Below are 26,287 nucleotides of genomic sequence, written 5' to 3'. Positions count from 1 at the left end.
CACGCGACTACCTCCAGTAGTAGTACCTCCGGTACCGTCGAAGCGTGACCACCTCCCGCCCGAACCGTCGACCTGCGTTGATCGCGCTGGTCGTGGTGGCGGCGGCGGTCTGTCTCGGCCTCGGCTGGTGGCAGTGGGAACGCTTCGAGTCGGTCGGTGGCAACGGCCAGAACCTGGGGTACGCGTTCCAGTGGCCCTTGTTCGCCGCGTTCGTGGTGTACGCCTACCGCAAATTCGTCCGACTCGAGGACGAGGATCCGGACGAAGCGGCAGCCGCGCGACCCGACGGTCCCACCGAGGTGCCCCTCGACCTGCTTCCCCAGCGGCATGCCCCGGCGGCGGATACGAGCGATCTCGACGATCCCGAGGCCCGGCAACTACTCGAATACAACAGCTACCTCGCGGAGCTGAACGAATCCCGCGGGACCGACAGGAGCACCACGTGAGTTCGGCACCGGAGAAGGCGCAGGCATCTGCGAACAAGACCCAGAAGATTGCATCCGCGTTGCTGCGTTACCGCGTTCTGGCCTATGCCACCGGTATCTGGTTGCTGGTCCTCGTGGCCGAGATGGTCGCGAAGTACATCTTCAAGGCCGAGAACGTGCCGAATTGGATTGCCGTCGTGCACGGTTGGGTCTATCTCGTGTACCTGATCCTGACGATCGACCTCGCGATCAAGGTGCGCTGGCCCGCCGGCCGCACCATCGGCACGCTACTGGCCGGCACCATCCCGTTCCTGTCGTTCTACATCGAGCACAAGCGCACCAAGCAGGTCAAAGCCGACTTCGCCGTCTGACGTCAGCAGCTGATCGGCTGCGAGTTCTCCGGATCCAGTGCGTTCTGCACCAGCCGCTTGGCGAGCGGATCGTAGGAGATCCCTGTGTGCTCGACGACGTTGGCCGGGCATACGTCCTGCAACACCACGTTCGTGTTTCCTGCACCGGTCAGCAGTGACGCGGTGTACGGAACGACGATCTGGTCGTAGCGGGTGACGATCGTCGTGTACTCGATCCCCGTGACGGTGTCGCTCCCCTCGTTCAGTCTCTGCAGCACGTCGTCCTGCACGGGCGGGCCCGCAGTCGGATAGTTCGGCGGCGACAACGCGACAATCCGTGCCACCGTGCGATCCCCACCGAGGAAGCGCGCGTAGTAGCGGGGCACCGTGCCACCCTTCGAGTGACCGACGATCGACACCTTCTCGGCTCCTGTTGCCGCGAGGACGGAATCGACGAACGTCGACAGTTCGGCAGCGCTCTCGGGGATGGACTCGAGTGCTCCGAGCGCGGGCACAGGCCCGGTGTTTCCGTAGTCGATCGCGAACACGCAGTACCCGGCATCGGCCAAGTTCGGCGACAAGGACGCCCAGTTGTCGTACGAGTTCTCCAGGAAACCGTGCACCAGCACCACCGGTTCCGGGTGCTGCGCACTGGGGACGCACGAGTAGTCGTTCGAGCCCGGAGGCGTCACTCCAGGGTGCGCGATCGAATATGCGAGAGCCTCGGCGAACGAGCCTGCCGCAGGTTTGGCCGAGGCCGGGATACCAGTCAGAATTACCGCGACGCCGGCGAGCGCAACCGACGTACGCCCCAGCACTGCGCGCGCCCCCACGAGCTACCGCCCCGTCAGTTCTTCGAGCGCGGGAACAAGTTTGCGTAGCGCGCGGCCGCGATGCGAGGCCGCGTCCTTCTCGTCCGGGCTCAGCTGCGCTGCACTGCGGCCGTCGCCCTCGGGAACGAAAATCGGATCGTAGCCGAAACCGTTCTCCCCCATCGGCTCTCGCCCCACGACCCCCCGCCATTCCCCGCGGACCACGGTCTCGCTGCCGCCTGGCAGCACCAGCGCACATGCCGATACGAATGCCGCCCCGCGGCGCTCGTCGGGCGTGTCCGTCAACTGAGCCAGCACCAGCGCGGTGTTGGCCTCGTCCTGCCCGTGTGCACCCGACCAGCGAGCCGACAGCACCCCGGGCATCGCGTTGAGTGCATCGATCTCGATTCCGGAATCGTCTGCAACACAAGGCAATCCGGTGGCTGCGGCTCCGTCGCGAGCCTTGGCCAGCGCGTTGTCCTCGAAGGTCGCTCCGGTCTCGGGTGCCTCGGGAAAGGGAGGCACTTCGTCGAGACGGATCAACTCGATGCCGACGAGCCCGGCAGCGTCGAGAACTCGCCGCAATTCACGCAACTTCTTCGCGTTGCGACTCGCGACCAGGAGCTTGGTATCAGGCACCGAATTTCTTCTTCGATCCCGCGGCGGCCGGCTCGGGCAGATCCCCCGGGTACGGCAGCGCCAGAGCTTCCTTCTGAACCTCGAACAACTTCTCGATGCCGACGAACGCGGAGTCGAGCAACTTGTCGAGTGTGGTGCGCGGGAAGGTCGCGCCTTCTCCGGTGCCTTGAATTTCCACCAGGGTGCCGGTGTCGGTGGCGACCACGTTCATGTCGACCTCGGCACGCGAATCCTCTTCGTACGGCAGGTCGAGACGCACCCGTCCGTCGACGACGCCGACGCTGACCGCGGCGATCATGCACGAAATCGGCTGCGGATCGGCCAGGCGTCCCGCTGCCCGTAGGTAGGTGACGGCGTCGTTGAGCGCCACGAACGCTCCGGTGACGGCAGCAGTTCGGGTGCCGCCGTCCGCCTGGAGTACGTCGCAGTCGAGTGCGATGGTGTTCTCACCGATGGCGGCCAGATCGATGCAGGCACGCAGTGAACGTCCGACCAAGCGAGAGATTTCCTGAGTACGTCCGCCGACCTTGCCCTTGACGGACTCGCGGCCGTTGCGGGTATGCGTCGCGGCCGGAAGCATCGCATATTCGGCGGTGAGCCAACCGAGGCCGGATCCCTTTCGCCAACGCGGCACGCCCTCCTCGACGCTGGCCGTACACATCACCCTGGTGTTGCCGAACTCGACCAGCACCGACCCTGCCGGATGGCTGGTGAATCCACGGGTGATCTTGATGTTGCGGAGCTCGTCGTCCGCCCTGCCGTCTTCTCGTCTGGACACGACTCGAAGCCTAGCGCGTCCTCAGACGGTGAATACGTCCCCCGGAAGAACGGCATGCACCGGTCCACTGAACTCCGCTTTGGCCTCGGCTATGACGTCCTCGCGAGACGTCCACGGCGGAATGTGGGTCAGCAGCAATTCTCCGACCCCGGCCTCGCGAGCGATTCGGCCGGCCTCGGTTCCGGACAAGTGCACGCCCTCGGGTCGCTCGGGGCTGTCGGTCCACGATGCCTCGCACAGGAACACATCGGCTCCGTGCGCCAGATCCCGCACCGCCTGACACATTCCCGTGTCGCCGCTGTACGTGAAGGTGCGGCCCTCACCGGTGGTGATCCGCATGCCGTACGACTCCGGCGGATGGAACACTTGCCGCGTCAGAATCGACAATTTGCCGAACTCCACGGTGCGGCCGTCCACCCAGCGTCGTAGGTCGATCGTGTCGGACATGTCGTCGATCTGCCCGCCGCACTCTGCCGAGGCGACTCCGAGCCGAAACGCCGTGTCCTTCGGCCCGTAGACGATCGCTCGACCTTCCGGCGGGTTCGGATGGTAGCGACGCCACACCAGCAGACCTGGAACATCGAGGCAGTGATCGGCGTGCAGATGCGAGAGCAGAACACTCACATCCCCCGGGTCGGCGTAACGCTGCAACGCCCCGAGCACGCCGGGACCGAAGTCGAGAACGACCGGAGCGGTCTCCTCTTCTTCCAGCAAGTAGCCCGACGCGGGTGAATCGGGTCCGGACACGCTGCCCGAACATCCCAGGACGGTAATTCGCATGAAAGCCATGCTGCCACGCCGAGAGCATCACCAGAAACGTTCGGGCAGTATTCACAGCGCGAGTCGGCGAAATTCACCAGCGACGACAGGTGTGTCTGCAGTTACCTCGCACCTACGGAGTGAGCCGATCGAGCGATTTCGCACGCGACCTCTCGGCGCGCGCATCGGCTGACAACAGTCGAGCCGCGATCACTCCGCCCACCGCACCGAACAGATGTCCCTGCCACGAGATGTTCGGATCACTCGGGAGCACGCCCCACAGGGCGCTGCCGTACAGCACGAACACCACCACACCGATCGCGAGTTGCCCGAGCTTGCGCGTGAAGAAGCCGCGCACCAACAGGTATGCGATGAACCCGAAGATCAGAATCGACGCACCGATCGTGTTCGAGTAGGAGCCGGCGGTGAGCCAGGTGCCGAACCCGCCGACCACCCAGATGATCCCGGTGGCAGCCAGCCCACGCGCCAGTCCGGAGAGCAACACCAGAAACCCGAGCACGATGATCGGCACGGTGTTCGCGATCAGATGCTGCCAGTCGTCGTGCAGCACGGGCGCGAACAGAATGCCCCACAAACCCTCGACCGAACGCGGCTCGATGCCGTTGCGTTCGAGCCTCGACCCGCTGGCCACATCGATGATCTCGATGATCCACAGCAGCGCGGTGAATGCCCCGACGTAGACGGCGGCCTGCATCCAGACCGGCCGCTCACGCTTGCCGGGAAGCTTGCCGATATCACTCATGATCGCCTCCAACCTCGGTTCCTCCACGGTACCGGTCAGGGACGGGTCGAGACCTGCCCTCAGGTGCGCGACGCGGCGAACGCCGACGGGAAGATCTGGCGGTAGGTAGGGATGCCGGCCACCGAGGTGGCGTCGAGCAGGGCACGCACGATGGCCCGCTCGACGACGATCGCCGCGGCTTCGGTGACCGCCGCCAGGACCGGTAGCTCCGCCGAGTACGCGGCGGGGACCGAGGACTCGGCAGTGACGGCTCTGGTGCCCGTGGACACGGCAAAGATCGTGTCGCCGTCGAGGGGCGAGTGCGCAGGCCGAATGGCCCGAGCAAGACCGTCGTGACCCGCGACGGCAATCCTCTTGCACGACGCCGACGACAGTGTCGCGTCGGTGGCGACCACACCGATCGTGGTGTTCAGGGCAGTGCCCTTGGGTTCGAGCGCCGAGGCGGTCCACACCTCGTTGACGTCGGGCTTGCGCATGCCGAACGCTGCGGGCCCGAGTGTGCCGGTGCCCCACAACAATCCGGTGCGGGGGTCGAATACCGCGCCCACAGGATTGGCGACCATCAGCGCCGCGACCGTCACCCCGTCGGCCGGACCGCCTTCGATCACCGTGCTCGCGGTGCCCACGCCGCCCTTGAGCACTCCGGCACGAGCACCGACTCCTGCTCCGACCGATCCCGTAGCGAATTCGGCCGCCGCTGCTGCCGCCGCGAGATAGCCGAACTCCGAGGTCGGACGCGCCGTCCACTCACCGACCGGAAGATCGAAGATCACCGCAGCCGGCACGATCGGAACGACGTGATCGGGACTGCCCATCGGAATGCCCTGACCGTGCTCTTCCAGCCATCGCATGACGCCGTCTGCGGCCGCGAGCCCGTACGCACTGCCCGCGGTCAGCAGTATCGCGTTGACGTGCTGAACGGAATGGCTCGGATCGAGCAGATCGGTCTCGCGAGTTCCCGGCCCGCCGCCGCGGACGTCGACTGCGGCCGTCGCTCCACCGAGTGCACGCACCACGGTGGCACCGGTGGCCGAGCCGGATCCCATCGTGGCGTCGTCGTCGAGTTCGTGATGGTGACCGACCAGAAGACCTGCCACGTCGGTCAGAGAGTCCCGCGGTCCGGGGTTGGAGAAGGCTGCGGTCACGCGCGCGTCCTAGGGAATGAGGACCTGTACGAGTGAATCCTGCATCCAGGTCAGCCAGTGGTACACATCGAGATGCGGAGCGCGAGGATCACCCTCGTCGAGGACGTCCGGTGTGTCCGCACTGATCCCCAGCGTCGTGCCGAGCGCCAGCCTCACGTCGTTGAGGCCGGTCAACCATGCATCCGCTTGCTCCTGGGTCAGCACGATCTTGCCACCGGACTCGGGAAGCGTGGCCAGGATGATCGATCCGGCCGCCAACTTCTCGTCGATGATCTCGGGCTCGTGGAGGCCACGCAGAGCGCCGTTGAGGTCGGTCGGATCCTCCTCGTCGCGGCTGGGATCGGCGCGGTGGAAGTCCGGAAGCAGCCGCGCCAGCGCGGCATCGTCGGGCGGAGTGTTGTGGCCGGTACGCAGACCGGTCAGCGCGGCCAGCTCGTCGGTGGGGGCAGCGGCGGATCGGTCGCGCAGCAGTCCCAGTACCGAGCCGACGAGAGACCGAAGCACTGCCGCCTCACGCGCGTCGATCTCGGATTTGATCTTGACCCCGGACAGCGAATTCCGTCTCGTCCACGTGCGCACTGTTGCTGATGTCCTTCTCTGACGTAGAGGTGGTGAGCTACTACTTGTCCTGCTGCATCGTGGCCCACAGACCAGCCGCATGCAGGCGTCGAACATCGTTCTCCATCGCGTCGCGCTCGCCGCTAGACACGACGGCTTTGCCCTCGGAGTGCACCTGCATCATCAGCTCGGTGGCCTTGGCCTTGCTGTAGCCGAAGAGCTTCTGGAACACGTAGGTCACGTAGTGCATCAGGTTGACCGGGTCGTCCCACACGATCGTGACCCATGGAGTGTCGTGTGACTCGTCGGCAGCAACGGCCTCGGTCTGGGCCGGAACCGCCTGCGGTGATGCTGCGACAACATCACCTGCCGAGACGCCGTCCACGGGCAGAAGCGTTCCATCCACCGTCAACCAAGGCATGTCCACAGGGTACGGCGTGTCGGGCCAGCGTCACACGCTCGCCCCTGCGCTCGTAGTGTGGGCGAGGTGAGCAACGACGCGACCACAGATCACGCGATTTTCACCGACGACGTCAGTACCGCGCTGCTGACCGATCAGTACGAGTACACGATGCTCTCAGCCGCTCTGGCCAGCGGTAACGCAGATCGTGTCTGCAGCTTCGAGGTTTTTGCGCGACGGCTGCCTGCGGGCCGCCGGTACGGAGTTCTCGCGGGCACCGGCCGCATCCTCGACGCCATCGCGCGCTTTCGTTTCGGCCCGGACGAGCTACGCATCGTGGCCGAATTTCTCGACGCCGACACCGTCGAGTGGCTGCGCAACTACCGATTCACCGGCGACATAGACGGCTATCGCGAAGGGGAGCTGTACTTTCCCGGCTCCCCCGTGCTGACCGTCCGCGGAACCTTCGCCGAGTGCGTCGTCCTCGAAACACTCGTGCTCTCGATCCTCAATCACGACAGCGCGATCGCATCGGCGGCAGCACGGATGGTGGCGTCCGCGAAGTCCAGGCCGATCATCGAGATGGGATCGCGTCGAACCCACGAGGAAGCGGCCGTCGCCGCATCGCGTGCGGCGTACCTCGCCGGGTTCACCGCGACGTCCAATCTCGAAGCCGTCCGCCGGCACGGCGTCCCCGGAGCCGGCACATCGGCTCACGCGTTCACCCTGCTGCACACCACCGTCGACGGCCCGGACGAACGGTCCGCATTCGCGGCGCAGGTACGAGCACTCGGCGTGAGCACCACGCTGCTCGTCGACACCTACGACATCACCCAGGGCGTCGCCAACGCCATCGAGGTCGCCGGGCCCGAACTCGGCGGGGTACGCATCGATTCCGGCGACCTCGGAGTGCTCGCGCGGCAGGTTCGCGACCAGCTGGACGCCCTGGGTGCGCCGAAGACCAGGATCGTCGTTTCGGGCGACCTCGACGAGTACGCCATCGCCGCGCTGCGGGCCGAACCAGTGGACTCCTACGGCGTCGGCACGTCACTGGTCACCGGTTCCGGTGCCCCGACGGCGGGCATGGTCTACAAGCTGGTCACGGTCGACGGCATCCCTGTCGCCAAGCGCAGCAGTCACAAAGAATCGCGCGGGGGCACCAAGGCCGCGGTGCGAACGGCGCGCAGCACCGGCACCGCCGTCGAGGAGATCGTGCACCCCTTCGACTCTCCCCCGACCATCGGCGACGATATGACGGTGGAGACGTTGACCACGCCTTTGGTCCGCGGCGGCGAGCGCGTCCCCGGCCTGCCGACGCTGGCCGACGGCCGTGAACTACTGGCCGGGCGCCTGGTCAGCCTCCCGTGGGAGGGCCTGAAACTGTCTCAGGGCGAACCGGCGATACCCACCCGCTTCGTCGAAGGCTAGGGGCGGTGTCGATGCCGAACCCGGTGGGCAATCGGCAGTAGTCTTCTTCGGTGCCGTCGAAGACCGAGTTGCCAACCGTTCCCGCTCTACTGCAGGTAGCGGTGCACTCACTGGGCGGCAAGGAACGGAGCAATCAGCTGACGATGGCGTCGGCGGTGGCGCACTCGATCGATACCGGTGAGCATCTCGCGGTGCAGGCAGGCACCGGTACCGGAAAGTCCCTCGCCTATCTCGTCCCGAGCATCAGGCACGCGGTCGACTCCGGAAAGACCGTCATCGTTTCCACGGCCACCATCGCACTGCAGCGGCAGTTGGTCGACCGCGACCTGCCGCGCCTGTCCGACGCACTGACCGAGGCTCTGGGTCGACGACCGAAGTTCGCGATCCTCAAGGGCCGCAACAACTACTTGTGCATGAACAAGATCCACACCGGTGCCGCGCAGGAGGCACCGGACGCAGAACTGTTCGACCCGTTCGCGGTCTCGCGCATGGGCCGAGAGGTGGTGCGGCTGACCAAGTGGTCGTCCGAGACCGAGACCGGCGACCGCGACGACGTCGTGCCCGGAGTCAGCGATCAGGCCTGGCGCCAGGTCAGCGTCACTGCGCGCGAATGCCTCGGCAAGTCCCGCTGCCCCGTCGGCGAGGATTGCTTCGCCGAGCGCGCCCGCACCGAGGCCGCCCAGGTCGACGTCGTGGTGACCAATCATGCGCTGCTCGCGATCGATGCGATCACCGGCATCCAGATCCTGCCCGAGCACGACGTCGTGGTCGTCGACGAGGCTCACGAACTGGTCGATCGAGTGACGGGCGTTGCAACAGAGGAGCTGTCGGCAGCAACCGTCACCGCTGCCGCTCGCCGGAGCGCGAAGTTGATCGAAGAAGAGACGGTGGACCAGCTCGAAGGTGCAGCCGAGAACTGGGCCGCGATTCTCGACGAGCTGCCCCCGAGTCGCTGGCAATCTCTGCCCGACGGCGTCGGGCCGGCCCTCGCCTCCATCCGCGACGCCGCCTGGGCAGTGCGCACCGCGATCGGCCCCAACAAGCAGGGCATGGCGGCCAGCGACCCCGAGGCTGCCGCGGCTCGCAGCGCTGCACTCGTCGCGGTCGACGAGGTGCACGACAGCGCCGTTCGAGTTCTCACGGCCTTCGACGAACCCGATCCGGCCAAACGCAGGGACGTCGTCTGGCACGCGGTCGACGATTTCCGCGGCAACGTCAAACGCACGGTCCGTATCGCCCCGCTCTCGGTCGGCGGACTGCTCCGAGCGCGCCTGTTCGCCGAGTCCACCGTGGTCCTGACGTCGGCAACCTTGACCGTCGGCGGGTCGTTCGACGGGTTGGCCGTCAACTGGGGCCTGCCTGCGGAGACGCCGTCCCGGAGCGATACCGCGATGGCGTCGGGTGTGGAACCGCCGTCCGATACCGGGTCGATCCGGTGGAATTCGCTCGACGTCGGGTCACCGTTCGATCATGCCCGGGCCGGCATCATGTACATCGCCAAGCACCTCTCACCGCCCGGACGCGACGGCCTCTCCAAGTCCTACCTAGACGAAATCGAGTCTCTGGTCAGCGCAGCCGGAGGACGGACACTCGGACTCTTCTCGTCGATGCGTGCAGCCAAGGCCGCCGCGGAGGAAATGCGCGAGCGACTCGATACGCCGATCCTGTGCCAGGGCGACGATTCCACCGGCGCACTGGTGCAGAAGTTCGCCGACGACGAGGCCACCTCCCTGTTCGGGACGTTGTCGCTGTGGCAGGGAGTGGATGTGCCGGGCCCGTCGCTCAGTCTGGTGATTCTGGATCGGATTCCGTTTCCGCGGCCCGACGATCCGCTGCTCGTAGCCCGTCAGCAGGCCGTGGAATCCCGCGGCGGCAACGGGTTTCTCGCTGTCGCCGCCAACCATGCCGCCCTGCTGCTCGCGCAGGGCGTCGGCCGGTTGCTCCGCAGCGTGGACGACAAAGGCGTTGTCGCCGTTCTCGATTCACGTCTGGCCACTGCCCGCTACGGCGGTTACCTCCGAGCCTCGTTGCCTCCGTTCTGGGAGACCTCGGACCCGGAGGTGGTGCGCAAGGCGCTCACCCGGCTGGCGGGAAAGTAGCGCCACTACCCCTACGGAGTGGACACCAATCCGAGCTCGGCATCCGAGGCCAGGCCGTCGTGATGCGGCAGCACCCGCACGGTGTATCCCACTGCGCCGCTGTGCGGCAGCGTGCTCTCGCCGGCATAGACGTGCTCACCGCCCTCCGTGCCCACGTGTGTCATGGGCGTCGCGGAGATGTCGGTGAGGTTCTCCTCGTCATCGGCGCGACCGACCACCGCCTGCACCACGACGTCCGCCGCGTCCAAGCCGCCGAGATCGACGTTCGCGCGCAGCGACAGTTCCGCACCGATCACCGGAGTATCCGGTAGCCCCTCACTGTCGACGCGGGTGACTTTCACTGCGCCCCAGGCCTGTTCGACGCGGCGACGGTACGACGCCACGTCCGTGGCACCGCGGTGACCGTCGGCCGACGCCGCGCGAGCGGACTCGGCAGCAGGCGCGTAGTAGCCGAGCGTGTAGTCCTGAACCATTCTCGACGCCAACACCTTCGGGCCCAGCTGTTCGAGGGTGTGCCGCACCATTTCGATCCATCGACCGGGCACGCCGTCCTCGCCGCGGTCGTAGAACTTGGGCAGCACAGCCTGTTCGAGCAGCTCGTACAGAGCAGCTGCTTCGAGATCGTCCCGTCGATTGTCGTCGGTGACACCATCGGCCGTCGGGATGGCCCAGCCGTTCTCGCCGTCGTACATCTCGTCCCACCAGCCGTCGCGGATCGAGAGGTTGAGGCCGCCGTTGAGTGCCGATTTCATGCCCGAGGTGCCACACGCTTCGAGCGGCCGCAGCGGATTGTTCAGCCATACATCGCATCCCCAGTACAGGAAGCGCGCCATGGACATGTCGTAGTCGGGCAGGAACACGATGCGATGTCGCACGTCGGCTTGATCGGCGAACTTGACGATCTGCTGAATGAGCGCCTTTCCGCCGTCGTCGGCCGGATGCGACTTGCCTGCGACCACGAGTTGGACCGGTCGTTCCGGGTCCAGCAACATCGCCCGCAGTCGCTCGGGTTCGCGCAGCATCAGAGTCAGTCGCTTGTACGTCGGTACGCGACGAGCGAAACCGACGGTCAGCACGTTCGGATCGAAAACACTTGCAGTCCAATTGATCTCGGCTTGCGTGGAACCGCGTTCGAGTGCCGACCGCCGCACTCGGCGGCGTACCTCGTCCACCAACTGCGCACGCAGAGCGTTACGCGTGGACCACACGCGCTCCGAGGACATCTCCTCCTCCTGTGCCCATTCCCGAGCAGACCACGTAGGAGCATGGACGCCGTTGGTGACCGATCCGATCGGCACCTCGGACGCATCGAATCCCGGCCACAGACCGTTGAACATCTCGCGGCTGACGATGCCGTGGAGTTTCGACACACCGTTGGCTCGTTGGCCGAGCCGCAATCCCATGTGCGCCATGTTGAACACCGAGGCGTCGCTCTCGCCGCCGAGGGCGAGGATTCGGTCCATCGGCAATCCCGGCAGTAGCGCCGAGTCCGCGCCGCCGTCCGCACTTCCGAAGTAGTGCCGCACCAGATCGGCCGGAAACCGGTCGATTCCGGCGGGGACAGGGGTGTGGGTGGTGAAGACGGTGCCGGCCCGCACCGCAGCCAGCGCCGCGTCGAAATCCAGGGTTCCCGAGGTGACGAGTTCGCGGATGCGTTCGACGCCCAAGAAGCCGGCGTGGCCCTCGTTCATGTGGAACACCTCGGGGTCGGGAAGTCCGTGTGCACGGGTGTAGGCCCGGATCGCTCGTACTCCGCCGATACCGGCGAGGATCTCCTGTTTGATGCGGTGATCCTGGTCGCCGCCGTACAACCGGTCGGTCACCCCGCGCAGCTCGGGATCGTTGTCGGCGATGTCGGAGTCGAGCAACAACAGTGGGACGCGCCCCACCTGGGCGATCCACACGCGCGCCCGCAGAACGCGAGATCCCGGCATCGACACGTGGATCAGCACCGGAGAATCGCCGTCGTCGGTGAGCAACCGCAGCGGCAGACCGTGCGGGTCGAGGGACGGATAGCGTTCGGCCTGCCAGCCGTCGGCAGTCAGCGACTGGCGAAAGTACCCCGAGCGATAGAGCAACCCGACGCCTATCAACGGCAGGCCCAGGTCGGAGGCCTCCTTGAGGTGGTCCCCGGCCAAGATGCCGAGCCCGCCCGAATAGTTCGGCAACACTTCGGTGACACCGAACTCCATGGAGAAGTACCCGATGCCCGACGGCAGAGCCCGCCCCTTCGACAGCTCGTTCTGGTACCAGAGCGGACGGGCGAGGTAGTCGTGCAGATCCGCCTCCGCGGCGTCCAGCTCGGCCAGAAAACGTTCGTCGGCCGCGAGTTCCTCGAGCCGCGCGGGTGCGACGGCTCCCAGTACAGCCACCGGATCGCGCTCGAGTTCGGTCCACAACAGTGGATCGATGTGCTCGAACAGATCCTGCGTCGCCGAGTGCCACGACCACCTGAGGTTTGTCGAGAGCTCGGCGAGGGCATTCAAGCGGGCGGGAAGATGGGCTCGGACGGTGAATCGGCGCAAAGCTTTCACAGGATCGAACCCTACCCACGGACACCTGTGTCGATGGGCGGCTTGCACGAAATCTGCTCCGCGGTGCCCGTCGCGGGCAGTATGCGTCGGCGCACGCGCCATCTGCATTGCTGCATTACGGTTGACGAATAGAAGCACACCAATATCGGTTCGATCAGAGGTTGCGCCCGCGCAGCCATACCTCTAGCGAAGAATGGAGTGTGAAGTGACAGGTCGACTTGGTATCGACAATGTCCTTCCAGATACGACGACCGGGAAGTACCCCGCGAAAGCGGTGGTGGGCGAGACGTTTCCAGTCTCCGCCGACGTCTGGCGCGAGGGTCACGACGCGGTGGCCGCGACACTGTCGGTGCGCGGACCGGGAGGCAAACTCGAACGCATCCCGATGACACCGGGCCGCGAACCCGACACGTTCGACGCGGTGTTCGTCCCCTCTCGGCCGGGTTACTGGATCTGCCGCATCGAAGCGTGGAGCGATCCGATCAGCACCTGGCGCCATGCCGTGGAAGCGAAGCTCGGAGTGGGCCAGAGCGCGCACGAACTCGCGAACGATCTGGAGATCGGGGCGCGGCTGTTCCTGCGCGCCGCCACCGGGGTTCCTGCCGAGAGCAGGCAACTGCTGGCCGACGTCGCTGCCGCGCTGCGCGAAACCGACCGACCGCTGCCGGCCCGAGTGTCGTCGGCATTCGCGTCGTCGGTCGCCGAACTGCTGTTCGCGCACCCGCTGCGCGAGCTGGTGACACGCTCGCGCGCGGTCAACATCTGGGTCGATCGCAATCTCGCTCTCAACGGTGCCTGGTACGAGTTCTTCCCTCGATCGACCGGCGGGTGGAACGAGGACGGATCGCCGCGGCACGGCACGTTCGCAACGTCGATCGAGCAGTTGCCTCGCATCCAGCGGATGGGATTCGACATCGTCTACCTGCCGCCCATCCACCCGATCGGCACCATCAACCGCAAGGGCCCGAACAACACGCTGACTCCGGGCCCCGAGGACGTCGGGTCGCCGTGGGCGATCGGATCCAAGGACGGCGGGCACGACGCCATCCATCCCGAACTGGGAACCGAGGACGACTTCCGTGCCTTCGTCGCTGCCGCGCAGGAGTACGGCCTCGAAGTGGCGCTCGACCTCGCCCTGCAGGCCGCTCCCGATCACCCTTGGGCAGCAACGCATTCCGAGTGGTTCACCGTGCTGCCGGACGGCACGATCGCCTACGCCGAGAACCCACCGAAGAAGTACCAGGACATCTACCCGGTCAACTTCGACAACGATCGACGCGGCATCTACGAAGAGGTACTGCGCGTGGTCCGGTATTGGATCTCGCTGGGGGTCAAGGTCTTCCGAGTCGACAACCCGCACACCAAGCCACCGGACTTCTGGGAATGGCTCATCGCCGAGGTCAAGAAGGCCGACCCGGACGTGCTGTTCCTCGCCGAGGCCTTCACCCGTCCGGTGCGCATGTACGGATTGGCACAGCGCGGGTTCACCCAGTCGTACACGTACTTCACCTGGCGTACCGCGAAGTGGGAGCTGACCGAGTTCGCCGAGGAGCATGCGCGACGCGCCGACGACGCGCGGCCCAACCTGTTCGTCAACACCCCGGACATCCTGCACGAGAGCCTGCAGCACGGTGGGCCCGGAATGTTCGCTCTCCGGGCAGCTCTCGCGGCGACGATGGCCCCCACCTGGGGCGTCTACTCCGGCTACGAGCTGTTCGAGCACCAGGCCGTGCGTGAGGGCAGCGAGGAGTATCTGGACTCGGAGAAGTACCAGTTGCGTCCGCGCGACTTCGAGGGTGCGCTCGCCCGAGGCGAGTCGCTCGAGCCCTGGATCACCACGCTGAACGCGATCAGGCGCGCGCATCCGGCGCTGCAGCAGCTCCGCAACATCCACTTCCACACGATCGACAACGAAGCGTTGATCGGGTACTCGAAGTTCGACCCGCAGACCGGCGACTCGATCCTGGTGGTGATCAACCTCAACCCGTTCGGTGCCGAGGAAGGCACCATCCATCTGGACATGCCTGCCCTCGGCCACGACTGGCAGGACACCCTCACGATCAAGGACGAGGTGAGCGGCGTTCATTACGACTGGGGCCACACCAATTTCGTCCGACTCGAGCCCTGGACGTCGGTGGCGCACATTTTCACGCTCCCCCACATTCCCTACCCGGCACGAATCGAACTGGCCTACCGCGGCAACCGAAAGTGAGTGGATTCAACGTGACCAAGAATCCGACGACGCCCGAAGACACCGTCGCAGCCCCGTCCGACAACGATCTGGAACTCATCGCGGCGGGTCGGCACTACAACCCGCATTCCGTTCTCGGTGCCCATCCGGTACCCGGCGGAACGGCCATCCGAGCGCTCAAGCCCGACGCCGAGAAGGTCGTCGCCCGAGTCGGCGGTGTCGACCACGAGCTGACTCACGTCGCGCACGGAGTGTTCTCGGCGCTGCTGCCGTTCGAGGACCTGATCGACTATCGGCTCGTCGTGACGTGGCCCGGCGGGCACGTCTCCGAATCCGCCGACGGATACCGGTTCCTCCCCACTCTCGGTGAGCTCGATCTACACCTGTTCGGTGAGGGTCGGCACGAGCGGCTGTGGGACATCCTCGGCGCGCATCAGCAGTCGTACGCGACGCCGGACGGTCCGGTGGTCGGCACCTCGTTCGCAGTGTGGGCCCCCGCAGCACAGGGCGTCACCCTCGTCGGTGACTTCGACGGCTGGACCGGCCGCAGCTGGCCCATGCGTGTTCTGGGCTCGACCGGAGTGTGGGAGCTGTTCGTACCCGACATCGCGCCGGGTGCCCTGTACAAGTTCCGCGTGAACGGTGCCGACGGCTCGGTCAAGGACAAGGCAGACCCGATGGCTTTCGCCACCGAGGTTCCGCCGTCGACCGCATCGGTCGTCACCGCGTCGTCGTACACGTGGAACGACGAGAAGTGGCTCGACACCAGGGCCGGAATCGAGCCAACGCAGGGACCGATGAGTGTCTACGAGATCCATCTGGCGTCGTGGCGACCGGGCCTGGGTTACCGCGAACTGGCCGAGCAATTGGCCGAGTACATCACCGAAACCGGCTTCACCCACGTCGAGCTCCTCCCGGTCGCGGAGCACCCCTTCGGCGGGTCGTGGGGCTACCAGGTCACGTCCTACTACGCACCCACATCACGTTTCGGCAGCCCCGACGATTTCCGCTACTTCGTCGATCATCTGCACAGCGCCGGAATCGGCGTCATCGTCGACTGGGTGCCTGCGCACTTCCCCAAGGACGAGTGGGCCCTCGCTCGATTCGACGGCGGCCCGCTCTACGAACACGGCGACCCCCAGCGCGGCGAGCAACTCGACTGGGGCACACTTGTTTTCGACTTCGGCCGCCGAGAGGTGCGCAACTTCCTGGTCGCGAACGCGCTGTACTGGATCGACGAGTTCCACATCGACGGCCTCCGTGTCGACGCCGTTGCATCGATGCTGTACCTGGATTACTCCCGCCCCGAGGGCGGTTGGTCGCCGAACATCTACGGCGGCCGGGAGAACCTCGAGGCCGTCACGTTCCTGCAGGAGATGAACGCGACGGTGCACAAGAAGCACCGCGGCGTCGTCACCGTGGCCGAGGAGTCGACGGCATGGCCCGGCGTCACCCGCCCGACGAACGTCGGCGGACTCGGCTTCAACATGAAGTGGAACATGGGCTGGATGCACGACACCCTGGGATTCCTCGGGCGTGATCCGATCCATCGCAGCTACCACCACCACGAGATCACCTTCTCCCTCGTCTACGCGTGGAGCGAGAACTACCTGCTGCCCATCAGCCACGACGAGGTGGTGCACGGCAAGGGGACGCTGTGGACTCGGATGCCCGGTGACGACTACACCAAGGCAGCAGGGCTGCGCGGCATGCTCGCCTACATGTGGGCGCACCCGGGCAAGCAACTGCTGTTCATGGGCCAGGAGTTCGGCCAGACCCGTGAATGGTCCGAGGAACGCGGCCTCGACTGGTACCAGATCGACGAGGAGCCCCTGCACAATGGCGTCAAATCCCTTGTCTCCGATCTGAACTCGACGTACAAGTCGCATCCGGCACTGTGGACACTCGACACCTCGCCGAGCGGGTACTCGTGGATCGACGCCAACGACACCGAGAACAACGTGCTGAGCTTTCTGCGGTACGGGTCCGACGGTTCGGTCATCGCGTGTATTTTCAACTTCTCCGGTTCCGAGCACGGCAGCTATCGTGTGGGACTACCGGAACCCGGCCGTTGGATCGAGATCCTGAACACCGATGCAACGGAATACGGCGGCTCCGGAATGGGCAACCTGGGTGAAGTGACGGCAACATCGCACTCGTGGCACGGTCGACCTGCGTCAGGCCAGGTTGCACTTCCCGCCAACGGGGCGATCTGGATAAGACTGGAGCGATAGATGAGTGGCGGCCGCACACCCCGACTACTGGCCGCGGCCGCCACTGCAGGACTCCTTCTCCTCGCCTCGTGCGCACAGACTGTCGGCGGCAACGCCGTGTCCATCTACGAGAACCCGTTCACCGTCGCCGGACTGCCGGTCACGAGCGGACCGAGCGGGCCACGACCGGGTGTCCCCGATTCGACGATCGAGGTCGAGAACGCCGAGGGCACCGACTCCGATATCCTCGCCACCAACGCGATCGACGACATTCAACAGTTCTGGGCCGAGCAGTACCCAGCCCTCTTCAAAGGCTCGTTCACGCCGATCTCGAACGTGGTCTCGTGGGACGCGTCCGAGGACGAGGGATCCGGCGTCAGGTTCTGCGGGGATCGAACCGGCGGTATCCCCAATGCCGCGTATTGCACGCGCGACGACTCGATCGGGTGGGATCGCACCATTCTGCTTCCTGCTCTGGTCGACGCATTCGGACCGATGTCGGTGGTGATGGTGATCGCCCACGAATACGGTCACGCCATCCAGCATCAATCGGGACTCGTCGGTGACGACACTCCCACCATCGTGGCCGAGCAACAGGCCGACTGTTTTGCCGGCGCGTTCATTCGCCATGTCGCAGAGGACGATTCGCCGCACTTCACCATCAATACCTCCGACGGACTCAACGGCGTTCTCGCCGCGACCGTCGCCGTTCGCGATGTCGATCCCAACGATCCGGAATCGGTGCACGGCTCGGCCTTCGAGCGCGTCACGGCTGTGCAGATCGGCTTCACCGACGGTGCCGGGGCCTGCACGAGCATCGACGAGGCCGAAATCGACTCGCGTCGAGCATCGTTGCCGCAGAAGTTCGATGATCCGGACGACTCGGGTGAACTACCGGTCACCGAGGACTCCCTCGACGCCTTCACTCGATCCTTCGAGCAGGTACTGCCCGTCACAACTCCCCCGGCCGTCGACTACACCGGTTCGGACGTCGGATGCGCCGACGCCGAAGCCACTGCGCCGGTGTCGTACTGCCCCTCGACCAATACCATCGGCGTCGACGTCGAGGCCCTGGCCGAAGTCGGACAGCCCGAGACCCCGCAGCGCGGAGACATATTGCCGCTCAACGTCTCCGGTGACTACAGCGCGTACGTGCTGTTCGCCTCCCGCTACACGCTCGCGGTGCAGAAGGAAGCCGGCCAGACCCTCGACGACCCGCAGACCGCTCTGCGTTCGGCGTGCCTGTCCGGGGTCATCACCTCGGCGATGAGCGCCGAGAACGGTTCGACGGGCCTCGAAGTCTTTCTTTCCCCAGGCGATCTCGACGAGGCGGTGTCGGGCCTACTCAGCGACGGACTCGCAGCCAGCGACGTCAACGGAACGACGTTGCCATCCGGATTCTCCCGAGTCGACGCCTTCCGCTCGGGAGTTCTCGGCGGCAAGGAGCTGTGCGACTCGCGCTACAGCTGAGGAACTCAGTACAGAGCGGACGCGAGTTTGCGCCGCGCGGACACCACCAGCGGATCGGCTGCGTCGAACAACTCGAACAGCTCGAGGAGTCGAGTGCGCAGTGCGGTCCGGTCGTCGCCCGCACTGATCTTGATGCCGTCGATCAACCGAGCGAAAGCCTGCTCCGGTTGCTGAGCAGCCATCTCGGCGTCTGCGGCCGCGATCCGGGCCTGCACGTTCGCGGGATCGGCGTCGGCGATCTCGATGGCGTCAGGTGCAATGTTCTGCACCCGAGCCAAGAACCTGACCTGACGCAGCGCCGCGACGGCGTCGGTGTTCTTCGGTTCGGCGTCGATGATCGCCTGGTATGCGGCCGCCGCCTTGTCGAAGTCGCCCTCGTCGATGGCTTCCTCGGCAGCGACGATTCTGGGGTCCTCGATCTCGGGTTCCGGTTCTGCAGCAGCCGCCCCGGGAGGCCCGGTGAGCTTTCCCGCAGTCGCCTGCTCGACGGCCTGTAGCCACTGACGCAGCTGCTCGTCCGACTGCGTTCCCTCGAAGTCGGCCAGTGGCTGACCGGCTGCAACGGCAACCACAGTCGGAATGGCTTTCACACCGAACGCCTGCGCGATCTGTGGATTGGAATCGACGTCGACGCGGGCCAGCACCCACGTGCCGCCTGCCTCGACGGCCAATTGGCCGAGCTGTCGCGTCAACGCCTGCGATTGCGGGGAGCGGGCCGAACCGAGATCGACGATCACCGGGACCTGAGTGGATCGTTGCAGAACCTCGGCCTCGAACGTCGCCGCGGTCACGTCCACGATCGGTGCGAGTCCCCCGGATTCACCGGCGGGCTCGGCCGCGGGAGCAGGTGCCGGACGGTCCTTGAGAACGGACAGGTCGACAGCACCGGCGATCGAGGCGGGGACGGCAGCTGACGGGCGGACGGGAGGACGGGAACCGGGTCGAGTCACGTTCTACAGTTTGTCACTAACCCGATGCGTCATCCACTGGCGGGCAGTCAGGACAGGACCTTCGCGTCGGCTACGGGTCGGCCTGTGCTCAGCTCGGCGAGGCGTCCGGTGCGCGCGGCCCAGATCTCGAAGATCACCGTGCCGAACGGTGGGAATGCTGCGACGAGCGCCAGCAGTGTTGCCTTGACGTCCCACTTCAACTTCACTGCCGTCAGCACCGCGATGCCCAGGTACACGACGAACACGCCGCCATGGATCGGCCCGAAGATCTTCACGCCGATTTCGTTGCCATCGGCGGGGATGTACTTGAACGCCATTCCGATCAGCAGTCCCAGCCAGGTGAACGCTTCGAGTACAGCGATGAAACGGAAACGGGTGGCCGTGCTGCTCAGGTTGAAGAAGTTGGTCATGCCAGCCATTGTGCCCGGTTTGCTACGACAGAACGTAGTGGCTCTGGTCTCACTCCCGACCAGAGCCACCGCGGTCCTACTTCTTCGGTACTCGAACGATGAGGGCGTCGCCCTGTCCACCGCCGCCGCACAGTGCGGCTGCGCCGACTCCGCCGCCGCGTCGCTGCAGCTCGAGGGCCAAGTGCAATGCGATGCGGGCACCGGACATGCCGAGGGGATGTCCGATGGAGATCGCGCCACCGTTGACGTTCACGATCTCCGGATCGATGCCGAGCTCGCGTGTCGAGGCGATTCCGACCGCCGCGAACGCCTCGTTGATCTCGACGACGTCGAGGTCCTTCGGATCGATGCCGTCCTTCGCGCACGCCTTGGCAATCGCCCGGGCCGGCTGCGACTGCAGCGTGGAGTCGGGACCTGCCACCACTCCGTGGGCACCGATCTCGGCGAGCCAGGTCAAACCGAGCGACTCGGCCTTTTCCTTGCTCATCACGACGACGGCGGCAGCACCGTCGGAAATCTGCGACGCCGATCCCGCGGTGACGGTTCCGGCCTTGTCGAAGGCGGGTCGAAGCTTTCCGAGGGAATCGACCGTGGTGTCGGCGCGGACGCCTTCGTCTTCCGTGACCTGGATCGGATCGCCCTTGCGCTGCGGAACGGACACGGGGACAACCTCGTTGTCGAATACGCCGTTCTTCCAGGCGGCTGCGGCTTTCTGATGCGACGCGGCGGCGAAAGCGTCTTGCTCCTCGCGGCTGATGGCTTCGGCACTCTGGTTCCGCTGCTCGGTGAGTGCGCCCATGGCCTGGTCGGTGAAGATGTCGTACAAACCGTCGTACGCGAGGTGATCACGCATCGTGACGTCGCCGTACTTGAACCCGGCGCGCGACTTCTCGAGCATGTGCGGAGCCTGGGTCATCGACTCCTGCCCACCGGCGACGACGATCTCGAACTCACCGGCGCGGATGAGCTGATCGGCCAGCGCGATGGCGTCGACACCGGACAGACACACCTTGTTGATCGTCAGTGCAGGCACGGTCATCGGAATGCCGGCGGCAACGGCAGCCTGACGGGCCGGAATCTGGCCGGCTCCGGCGGTCAGAACCTGTCCCATGATGACGTAGTCGACCTGATCCGGCGCAACACCGGCCTTCTCGAGGGCACCCTTGATGGCGATTCCGCCGAGGTCCGATCCCGAGAAGTCCTTGAGTGCGCCCGAGAAGCGCCCGACGGGCGTACGAGCACCGGCAACGATGACTGTTGTGGTCACGATTTCCTCCGAAAGTGTGAAGACGGCCTTGTCGAGATCAACGCTCCGACGCCCCCTACCGATACCGGCCGGGCGGAGCACCGAAACGCAGCTGGCGCTAACGTCATGGCCATGACCTCCAGCACGCAGTCTTACACGGGAGCCCCGCTGCGCTCCGACCTGGTGACGGCTATAGACCACGTGGGTGTCGCGGTGCCCGATCTCGACGCCGCCATCGCCTGGTACACCGACCACCTCGGCATGGTCGCCGTGCACGAGGAGATCAACGAAGAACAGGGCGTTCGCGAGGCGATGCTCTCGTTCCCCGGTGCCGGAGAGAAGTCCGCTGCACTGCAGTTGCTCGCCCCGATCGACGAGTCGTCCACCATCGCCAAGTTCATCGGACGCAACGGACCGGGACTACAGCAGTTGGCGTACCGCGTCACCGATATCGAGGAGATCTCGACCGAATTGCGCGCCCGCGGCGTTCGGCTGCTGTACGACGCCCCGCGCCGGGGCACTGCCGATTCTCGGATCAACTTCGTCCATCCCAAGGACGCCGGTGGCGTGCTCATCGAACTCGTCGAGCCGAACCCCGACGCGCACTGATCGAACTCTGTGAACGAGCCGTATGGCTCTCTACTTGACTCACCGGTAAATTGACGGCCATGGCCATCGATCATGAGCGCACTTCCGCGGTGCAACTTCCCTTTTCCATCGTCCGGAAGGGGTTCGATCGCGACGAAGTCACCAACTACTTCGAGCGGTTCGACGCCGAGCTCCGGCTGACGACCGCTGATCGTGATGCGGCCGCAGCCCAGGCTCGTGATCTGGCCAAGCAACTCGACGACGCGCGTGACGAGATCGACGAACTGCGCAAGGACATCGATCGCCTGTCGGTTCCGCCCACCACAGCGGAGGGTATGAGTGATCGCATCTCGCGCATGCTGCGGTTGGCCTCCGACGAGGCATCCGAGGTACGCGCCAAGGCGCATTCGGAGTCCGAAGAAATGATTTCGGTTGCGCAGCAAGAGAGTGCGCGACTGCGTGGACGGCACGAGTCACTGGTGGCAGAACTCGAAGAGCGTCGGACGGCGCTCGAGACCGAGCACCAGCAGACCATGGCTCAGGCGCGCACCGAGGCAGCCCGGGTGGTCGAGGCCGCGCAGGCCGAGCGCGACAAGCTGGCCGCCGAGTCCGAGGCCAAGCGCGCCGAGGTTCAGGAAGATTTCGAGATCACGATGGCCGAGCGCCGCACCAAGGTGTTGACCGCGCTCGAAGAACTCGAAGCGTCGAGCAAGGCCGATGCTGCCCGTCGCATCGAGGAGGCAACCACCGAGGCTGCTCGACGGCTTCAATCCGCCAGCGAACAAGCCGAACGGCGGATCGCCCACTCCAAGGAACTGGCCGAGGAGTTGCGTGTGCTGCGCAGCCGCGTACTCGCCCAGCTTCTCGGAATCCGTGGACAGCTCGATTCGGTTCCGGCCATGCTCGCCTCGGTCAACCGCGAGAGCGAACTGCTCGACAATCCCGACCCGACGGCAATCCTCAAGAAGGAAGAAGAGAAGGCAGCCGCGAAGGCCGAGGACGAGAAGGAATCGGCCGACTCGGCGTCCTGATTTCGCAGTACACGCTGGGCCTCCCCTGCTACGACCACCTGCGGGTGAGGCCTCGCGTGTTTCGGCCGCTCCAACATCCGGAGTGCCAATGTCTGCGGTTGTCCGCGCCCCCGAAATCGTCCGACGGCCACGCGACGATATGCGCGACGCCCGGCCGCACCTCGTGATCGCAGCCAGGGCAGCGATACGTCTTGACGGCCTTGGCACCCGGGATCATCCGCGTCGTGTACGTGTCTCCATCCGGACCGACCTCGACCCGGTTGCCACCCAGCACCGAGTCGGTTGCCGGACCGAGATCACTCGGGCCGCTCCGATTCGGTCGGCGGGGTTGGTTACGACGGGGCACCCGTCCAGTGTAGAGAACAGGCCGACTCGTGCCGACAGTCGTCAGAAAAGACGGAACTCGGTACTGTCGGTTCCCCGTAGGACGTCGTAGTCGAGTGTGAGACAACGAATGCCGCGGTCTGTGGCCAGCGTCTTCGCCTGCGGCTTGATGACCTGGGCAGCGAAGACTCCGCTCACCGGGGCCAGCAGCGGATCACGATTGAGAAGCTCCAGGTAACGGGTCAACTGCTCGACGCCGTCGATCTCACCACGTCGCTTGATCTCGACGGCCACTGTTCCGCCATCAGCGTTGCGGCACAGCAGATCCACCGGGCCGATAGCCGTCATGTATTCGCGTCGGACGAGGGTGTATCCGTCGCCCAAGGTGCTGACGTGCTCGGCCAACAGCTCCTGAAGATGTGCCTCCACACCGTCTTTCACCAGACCCGGGTCTATGCCCAGCTCGTGACTCGAGTCGAGCTCGACGTCATCGATGGTGATGCGAAGTTCCTCGCCCGCCTTGTTGGTGACGACCCATTTGATCGTCTCGTCTTCGGTGGTCTCGACCGTCCAACACGGCGGAGACATCCAATTGAGCGGCTTGTACGCGCGGTCGTCCGCATGCACGCTGACCGATCCGTCGGACTTCACGAGCAACAGACGGCGAGCGGACGGAAGGTGTGCGGTGAGACGGCCGACGTAGTCGACTTGGCAACGAGCAATAACTAAACGCACTCGACCACCATAAGGCAGGCGCCCCGTTAGTCTGTGACGACCATGCCGCAATTGAGACGATCCGCCGCTCCCCTGGGTTCCCGACTGCTCGGCGACACCTCCGAGTCCCCGCGCCGACGACGGGTTCGCATTCAGCTGCTGTTGACGGTCTTCCTCATCCTGTCGAACCTGATCGGCGCCGTAATCGTCGGTGTGTTGATCAGCGTTGTCGTGCCGGGACCGGACGTGCTCGATCCGAGCAAGTACTGGTGGGTCAACTACATCGTCGTACCGGTCTACGTGTTCGTGGCATTCGTCGTCGGTGCTGTCTGGGGCACCACGCACGCCCTGCGAAGCTTGCGGTGGGCAATCGAGGACCGTCAACCCAGCCGCGAGGAGCAGGTCGCGACGCTCGCTATGCCCTGGCGACTGACGCGAATCCAGATTCTGCTGTGGATCGGAGCCTTGCTGCTGCTCCCCACGATCGACGGGATCATCGACCCGGCGTCGATTCCCAAGGTTGCCTTCACGATCGCCGCAGGTGGCACCGTCGTCTGTGCGTTCAGTTACCTACTCAGTGAATTCGCGCTTCGTCCCGCTGCCGCTCGGGCCCTCGAAGCCGGTGATCCTCGACGAATTCGTATCGCAGGAGTCATGGGCCGCTCCATCCTGTCGTGGCTACTGGGAACGGGCGTCCCGGTCAGTGGCTTGATGATCATCGCGATCTTCCGCTTCATCAACCCCGAAACCACATCGACTCAGTTGGCCATCTCCATCCTCGCGTTGGGTGGCATCACGATCGTGTTCGGGCTCGCGTTGACCGTGCTGGGCGGCTTCGCGACCACTTCACCCATCAACAACGTGCGTGCGGGTATGGCCGAGGTGGAGAAGGGCAACATGGATGTCCGCCTCGCGGTGTACGACGGCACCGAGCTCGGCGAACTGCAGAGCGGCTTCAATCGCATGGCCGACGGTGTGCGCGATCGAGAGAAGATCCGCGACCTGTTCGGCCGACACGTCGGGCACGAAGTTGCCGAGAAAGCGTTGCAGTCCGACAGCGAACTCGGCGGACAAGAACGTGATGTCGCAGTGTTCTTCATCGACCTGGTGGGATCGACGGAGCTGGCAGCATCCCGGCCCCCTACCGAGGTCGTGGACCTACTCAACCGATTCTTCGCAGTCGTGGTCGACGAGGTGGACGAACACGGCGGCTTCATCAACAAGTTCGAGGGAGACGCCGCGCTCGCCATCTTCGGGGCCCCGAACGAAATTTCCGACCACTGCGGCTCCGCACTTGCTGCAGCACGAGCAATTTCTCGACGGTTGTTGGTGGAAGTGCCCGAATGCAGCGCCGCCGTCGGCGTCGCTGCCGGACGGGCGGTTGCCGGCAACGTCGGTGCAAAGTCCAGATTCGAGTACACCGTTATCGGAGACCCGGTGAACGAGGCAGCTCGTCTCTCCGAACTGGCAAAGAATGCGCCCGGAGCCATCCTCGCCTCCAAGACTGCCGTCGACGGTGCTGCTGACGAGGAAGCACATCGTTGGGAATTCGGTGATGCAGTCACTCTTCGCGGACGCTCTGCGGAAACAGTTCTTGCAAATCCGAAGGACGTCAAGGTCGAGGCGGATGAGCACGAAGCTGTTCACGCCTGACCCGATCGTTGGGCTCAGCAGGTGTAGTGCGCTGCGTCCCTGCCGTTTTCATCACTGACGACTTGGCCGTCCTTTCCCGGTCCCCTCGCAAACGCGCTCGCGTTTGTCGAACGCTCACCACATCGCTGACGATTCTGCGCGCGCCTCGCGAAGGCGAGCGCGTCTGCAGAAGCCAGGTGTGCGTAAGCCCGCCAACCTCGATCGCCAAGCTTCGATAGCAGTACTCGACTTGTTGGGGTTCAGTCCGGTTCGGGGGCCCGCAAACGCGCGCGCGTTTGTGACCGGGGTTGGCAATGACAAGTCAGGCGGCCGACCCAGCTGGGCATCACTGATTCCCTTTGTTTGCGGGAAATGCGCTCGCGTGTGCGACGGGGGGTGACAGTGACGAGTCGACGGCCGACACCATCGGAGGCAACCGGCGGTGCTGACACCTCTGGATTATGCGAATGCGCGTGCGTTTGTCAGGTGCGCGCGGTCTGGTGTCGCTGTTCTACTCGCGTCTGGCGAGTGCGCTCGCGTGTGCGACCCGGGTGGGGGCGAGACACGCGGCCGCATCGCAATGATGGGACTTGCGGTGCAGATGTCGGAGCCCTGGAATTCAGGGATACCGACGACGGACAAGGCCACGAATACTGTTGTGACTTTAAGTGGTTTCGAATGCAAACAACCCCCGACCGTGATGGTCGGGGGTTGTCTGGTCCAAGTTGTGTTCGGCGGTGTCCTACTCTCCCACACCCTGTCGAGTGCAGTACCATCGGCGCTGGAGGGCTTAGCTTCCGGGTTCGGAATGGGACCGGGCGTTTCCCC

The 26,287-nt window shown here is 65.2% G+C and carries 24 protein-coding genes and 1 rRNA gene; 10 read left to right on the top strand and 15 right to left on the bottom strand.

Annotated elements, in window-relative coordinates; genetic code table 11:
• Positions 1-44: 44 nt before the first annotated feature.
• A complete protein-coding gene (locus CH305_RS17805) occupies positions 45-446 on the top strand; it encodes a glucitol operon activator (RefSeq protein WP_032375965.1) in 402 nt (133 codons plus the stop codon).
• On the top strand, positions 443-796 hold the full coding sequence (locus CH305_RS17800) for a DUF3817 domain-containing protein (RefSeq protein ID WP_032375964.1): 354 nt from the start codon (positions 443-445) through the stop codon (positions 794-796). The genes CH305_RS17805 and CH305_RS17800 overlap by 4 nt, the downstream gene beginning before the upstream one ends.
• A 2-nt stretch (positions 797-798) precedes the next feature.
• Here the strand turns inward: CH305_RS17800 and CH305_RS17795 are convergent, their stop codons facing one another.
• The 8 genes from CH305_RS17795 to clpS all read right to left on the bottom strand — a co-directional run bounded on the left by CH305_RS17795 (position 799) and on the right by clpS (position 6,650).
• On the bottom strand, positions 799-1,608 hold the full coding sequence (locus tag CH305_RS17795) for a triacylglycerol lipase (protein WP_094704453.1): 810 nt from the start codon (positions 1,606-1,608) through the stop codon (positions 799-801).
• A 3-nt stretch (positions 1,609-1,611) separates the two neighbouring features.
• Positions 1,612-2,226, bottom strand: coding sequence for an RdgB/HAM1 family non-canonical purine NTP pyrophosphatase (gene rdgB, locus CH305_RS17790; protein ID WP_094704452.1), 615 nt, complete (start codon positions 2,224-2,226; stop codon positions 1,612-1,614).
• The gene (gene rph, locus CH305_RS17785) at positions 2,219-3,004 is read right to left on the bottom strand and encodes a ribonuclease PH (RefSeq protein WP_032375961.1); all 786 of its coding nucleotides are present in this window, start codon (positions 3,002-3,004) and stop codon (positions 2,219-2,221) included. Before rph ends, rdgB begins: the two co-directional genes overlap by 8 nt.
• 21 nt (positions 3,005-3,025) lie before the next feature.
• Complete coding sequence (locus tag CH305_RS17780; protein WP_176457261.1) at positions 3,026-3,784, bottom strand: cyclic nucleotide-degrading phosphodiesterase; 759 nt, start codon at positions 3,782-3,784, stop codon at positions 3,026-3,028.
• Between the two features lie 112 nt (positions 3,785-3,896).
• Entirely contained in the window at positions 3,897-4,478 is a 582-nt protein-coding gene (locus CH305_RS17775) for a rhomboid family intramembrane serine protease (RefSeq protein ID WP_371828252.1), read from the bottom strand.
• Positions 4,479-4,585: 107 nt separating this feature from the next.
• Positions 4,586-5,671, bottom strand: coding sequence for a P1 family peptidase (locus tag CH305_RS17770; RefSeq protein WP_094704451.1), 1,086 nt, complete (start codon positions 5,669-5,671; stop codon positions 4,586-4,588).
• A 9-nt stretch (positions 5,672-5,680) separates the two neighbouring features.
• Complete coding sequence (locus CH305_RS17765) at positions 5,681-6,250, bottom strand: DUF2017 domain-containing protein (protein ID WP_032375959.1); 570 nt, start codon at positions 6,248-6,250, stop codon at positions 5,681-5,683.
• Between the two features lie 40 nt (positions 6,251-6,290).
• Positions 6,291-6,650, bottom strand: coding sequence for an ATP-dependent Clp protease adapter ClpS (gene clpS, locus CH305_RS17760; RefSeq protein ID WP_170944785.1), 360 nt, complete (start codon positions 6,648-6,650; stop codon positions 6,291-6,293).
• Positions 6,651-6,800: 150 nt separating this feature from the next.
• Here clpS and CH305_RS17755 point away from each other — a divergent pair, with 150 nt between their 5' ends.
• Both CH305_RS17755 and CH305_RS17750 read left to right on the top strand, forming a co-directional pair.
• Positions 6,801-8,057, top strand: a complete 1,257-nt coding sequence (locus tag CH305_RS17755; protein WP_230592419.1) for a nicotinate phosphoribosyltransferase — start codon at positions 6,801-6,803, stop codon at positions 8,055-8,057.
• 50 nt (positions 8,058-8,107) lie between these two features.
• A complete protein-coding gene (locus CH305_RS17750) occupies positions 8,108-10,156 on the top strand; it encodes an ATP-dependent DNA helicase (protein ID WP_032402288.1) in 2,049 nt (682 codons plus the stop codon).
• A gap of 11 nt (positions 10,157-10,167) precedes the next feature.
• Here the strand turns inward: CH305_RS17750 and glgP are convergent, their stop codons facing one another.
• A complete protein-coding gene (gene glgP / locus CH305_RS17745) occupies positions 10,168-12,690 on the bottom strand; it encodes an alpha-glucan family phosphorylase (RefSeq protein WP_094704450.1) in 2,523 nt (840 codons plus the stop codon).
• Between the two features lie 205 nt (positions 12,691-12,895).
• Between glgP and CH305_RS17740 the strand changes: the two genes are divergently transcribed.
• Genes CH305_RS17740 through CH305_RS17730 form a run of 3 tightly spaced genes read left to right on the top strand, consistent with a single transcriptional unit; the run spans position 12,896 to position 18,564 of the window.
• Positions 12,896-14,902 (top strand): alpha-1,4-glucan--maltose-1-phosphate maltosyltransferase, encoded by a 2,007-nt coding sequence (locus CH305_RS17740; protein WP_094704643.1) that lies wholly within the window; start codon positions 12,896-12,898, stop codon positions 14,900-14,902.
• 11 nt (positions 14,903-14,913) lie between these two features.
• A complete protein-coding gene (gene glgB / locus CH305_RS17735; protein WP_094704642.1) occupies positions 14,914-17,115 on the top strand; it encodes a 1,4-alpha-glucan branching protein GlgB in 2,202 nt (733 codons plus the stop codon).
• A complete protein-coding gene (locus tag CH305_RS17730) occupies positions 17,116-18,564 on the top strand; it encodes a metallopeptidase (protein ID WP_094610029.1) in 1,449 nt (482 codons plus the stop codon).
• A gap of 5 nt (positions 18,565-18,569) precedes the next feature.
• On the opposite strand, the gene CH305_RS17725 is transcribed toward CH305_RS17730, so the two are convergent.
• The 3 genes from CH305_RS17725 to CH305_RS17715 form a co-directional block, all read right to left on the bottom strand.
• A complete protein-coding gene (locus CH305_RS17725) occupies positions 18,570-19,457 on the bottom strand; it encodes a tetratricopeptide repeat protein (protein WP_094610108.1) in 888 nt (295 codons plus the stop codon).
• 104 nt (positions 19,458-19,561) lie between these two features.
• Positions 19,562-19,933, bottom strand: coding sequence for a DUF3817 domain-containing protein (locus CH305_RS17720; RefSeq protein WP_170944783.1), 372 nt, complete (start codon positions 19,931-19,933; stop codon positions 19,562-19,564).
• 67 nt (positions 19,934-20,000) lie between these two features.
• The gene (locus CH305_RS17715) at positions 20,001-21,191 is read right to left on the bottom strand and encodes an acetyl-CoA C-acetyltransferase (protein ID WP_094704449.1); all 1,191 of its coding nucleotides are present in this window, start codon (positions 21,189-21,191) and stop codon (positions 20,001-20,003) included.
• Positions 21,192-21,296: 105 nt separating this feature from the next.
• Here CH305_RS17715 and mce point away from each other — a divergent pair, with 105 nt between their 5' ends.
• Both mce and CH305_RS17705 read left to right on the top strand, forming a co-directional pair.
• Positions 21,297-21,779: a methylmalonyl-CoA epimerase gene (mce, locus tag CH305_RS17710; protein WP_371828250.1), complete on the top strand. Its 483-nt coding sequence runs from the start codon at positions 21,297-21,299 to the stop codon at positions 21,777-21,779.
• A gap of 59 nt (positions 21,780-21,838) precedes the next feature.
• Positions 21,839-22,789: a hypothetical protein gene (locus tag CH305_RS17705; protein ID WP_094610027.1), complete on the top strand. Its 951-nt coding sequence runs from the start codon at positions 21,839-21,841 to the stop codon at positions 22,787-22,789.
• A gap of 28 nt (positions 22,790-22,817) precedes the next feature.
• On the opposite strand, the gene CH305_RS29515 is transcribed toward CH305_RS17705, so the two are convergent.
• Positions 22,818-23,135: an ATP/GTP-binding protein gene (locus CH305_RS29515; protein ID WP_094704448.1), complete on the bottom strand. Its 318-nt coding sequence runs from the start codon at positions 23,133-23,135 to the stop codon at positions 22,818-22,820.
• 41 nt (positions 23,136-23,176) lie between these two features.
• Positions 23,177-23,848 carry an endonuclease NucS gene (gene nucS, locus CH305_RS17695; RefSeq protein WP_032375951.1) on the bottom strand — a complete coding sequence of 224 codons (672 nt, stop codon included), beginning with the start codon at positions 23,846-23,848 and terminating at the stop codon, positions 23,177-23,179.
• Between the two features lie 42 nt (positions 23,849-23,890).
• Here nucS and CH305_RS17690 point away from each other — a divergent pair, with 42 nt between their 5' ends.
• Positions 23,891-25,480 (top strand): adenylate/guanylate cyclase domain-containing protein, encoded by a 1,590-nt coding sequence (locus CH305_RS17690; protein ID WP_032402505.1) that lies wholly within the window; start codon positions 23,891-23,893, stop codon positions 25,478-25,480.
• A 708-nt stretch (positions 25,481-26,188) separates the two neighbouring features.
• On the opposite strand, the gene rrf is transcribed toward CH305_RS17690, so the two are convergent.
• Positions 26,189-26,287 (bottom strand): 5S ribosomal RNA (gene rrf / locus CH305_RS17685); the annotation flags it as partial.

The organism is Rhodococcus sp. 15-649-2-2 (assembly GCF_002258645.1).
Classification (GTDB): Bacteria; Actinomycetota; Actinomycetes; order Mycobacteriales; family Mycobacteriaceae; genus Rhodococcoides.
Note: the sequence above shows the minus strand (reverse complement) of the source record. Positions and strands in the feature narration are given on the sequence as shown.

Coding starts and splice junctions, on each gene's coding strand:
- CH305_RS17730 (WP_094610029.1), top strand. CDS start 17,116: ATGAGTGGCGGCCGCACACCCCGACTACTGGCCGCGGCCGCCACTGCA.
- CH305_RS17780 (WP_176457261.1), bottom strand. CDS start 3,784: ATGCGAATTACCGTCCTGGGATGTTCGGGCAGCGTGTCCGGACCCGAT.
- CH305_RS17705 (WP_094610027.1), top strand. CDS start 21,839: ATGGCCATCGATCATGAGCGCACTTCCGCGGTGCAACTTCCCTTTTCC.
- CH305_RS17755 (WP_230592419.1), top strand. CDS start 6,801: ATGCTCTCAGCCGCTCTGGCCAGCGGTAACGCAGATCGTGTCTGCAGC.
- CH305_RS17690 (WP_032402505.1), top strand. CDS start 23,891: ATGCCGCAATTGAGACGATCCGCCGCTCCCCTGGGTTCCCGACTGCTC.
- mce (WP_371828250.1), top strand. CDS start 21,297: ATGGCCATGACCTCCAGCACGCAGTCTTACACGGGAGCCCCGCTGCGC.
- CH305_RS17720 (WP_170944783.1), bottom strand. CDS start 19,933: ATGGCTGGCATGACCAACTTCTTCAACCTGAGCAGCACGGCCACCCGT.
- clpS (WP_170944785.1), bottom strand. CDS start 6,650: ATGCCTTGGTTGACGGTGGATGGAACGCTTCTGCCCGTGGACGGCGTC.
- CH305_RS17775 (WP_371828252.1), bottom strand. CDS start 4,478: ATGCAGGCCGCCGTCTACGTCGGGGCATTCACCGCGCTGCTGTGGATC.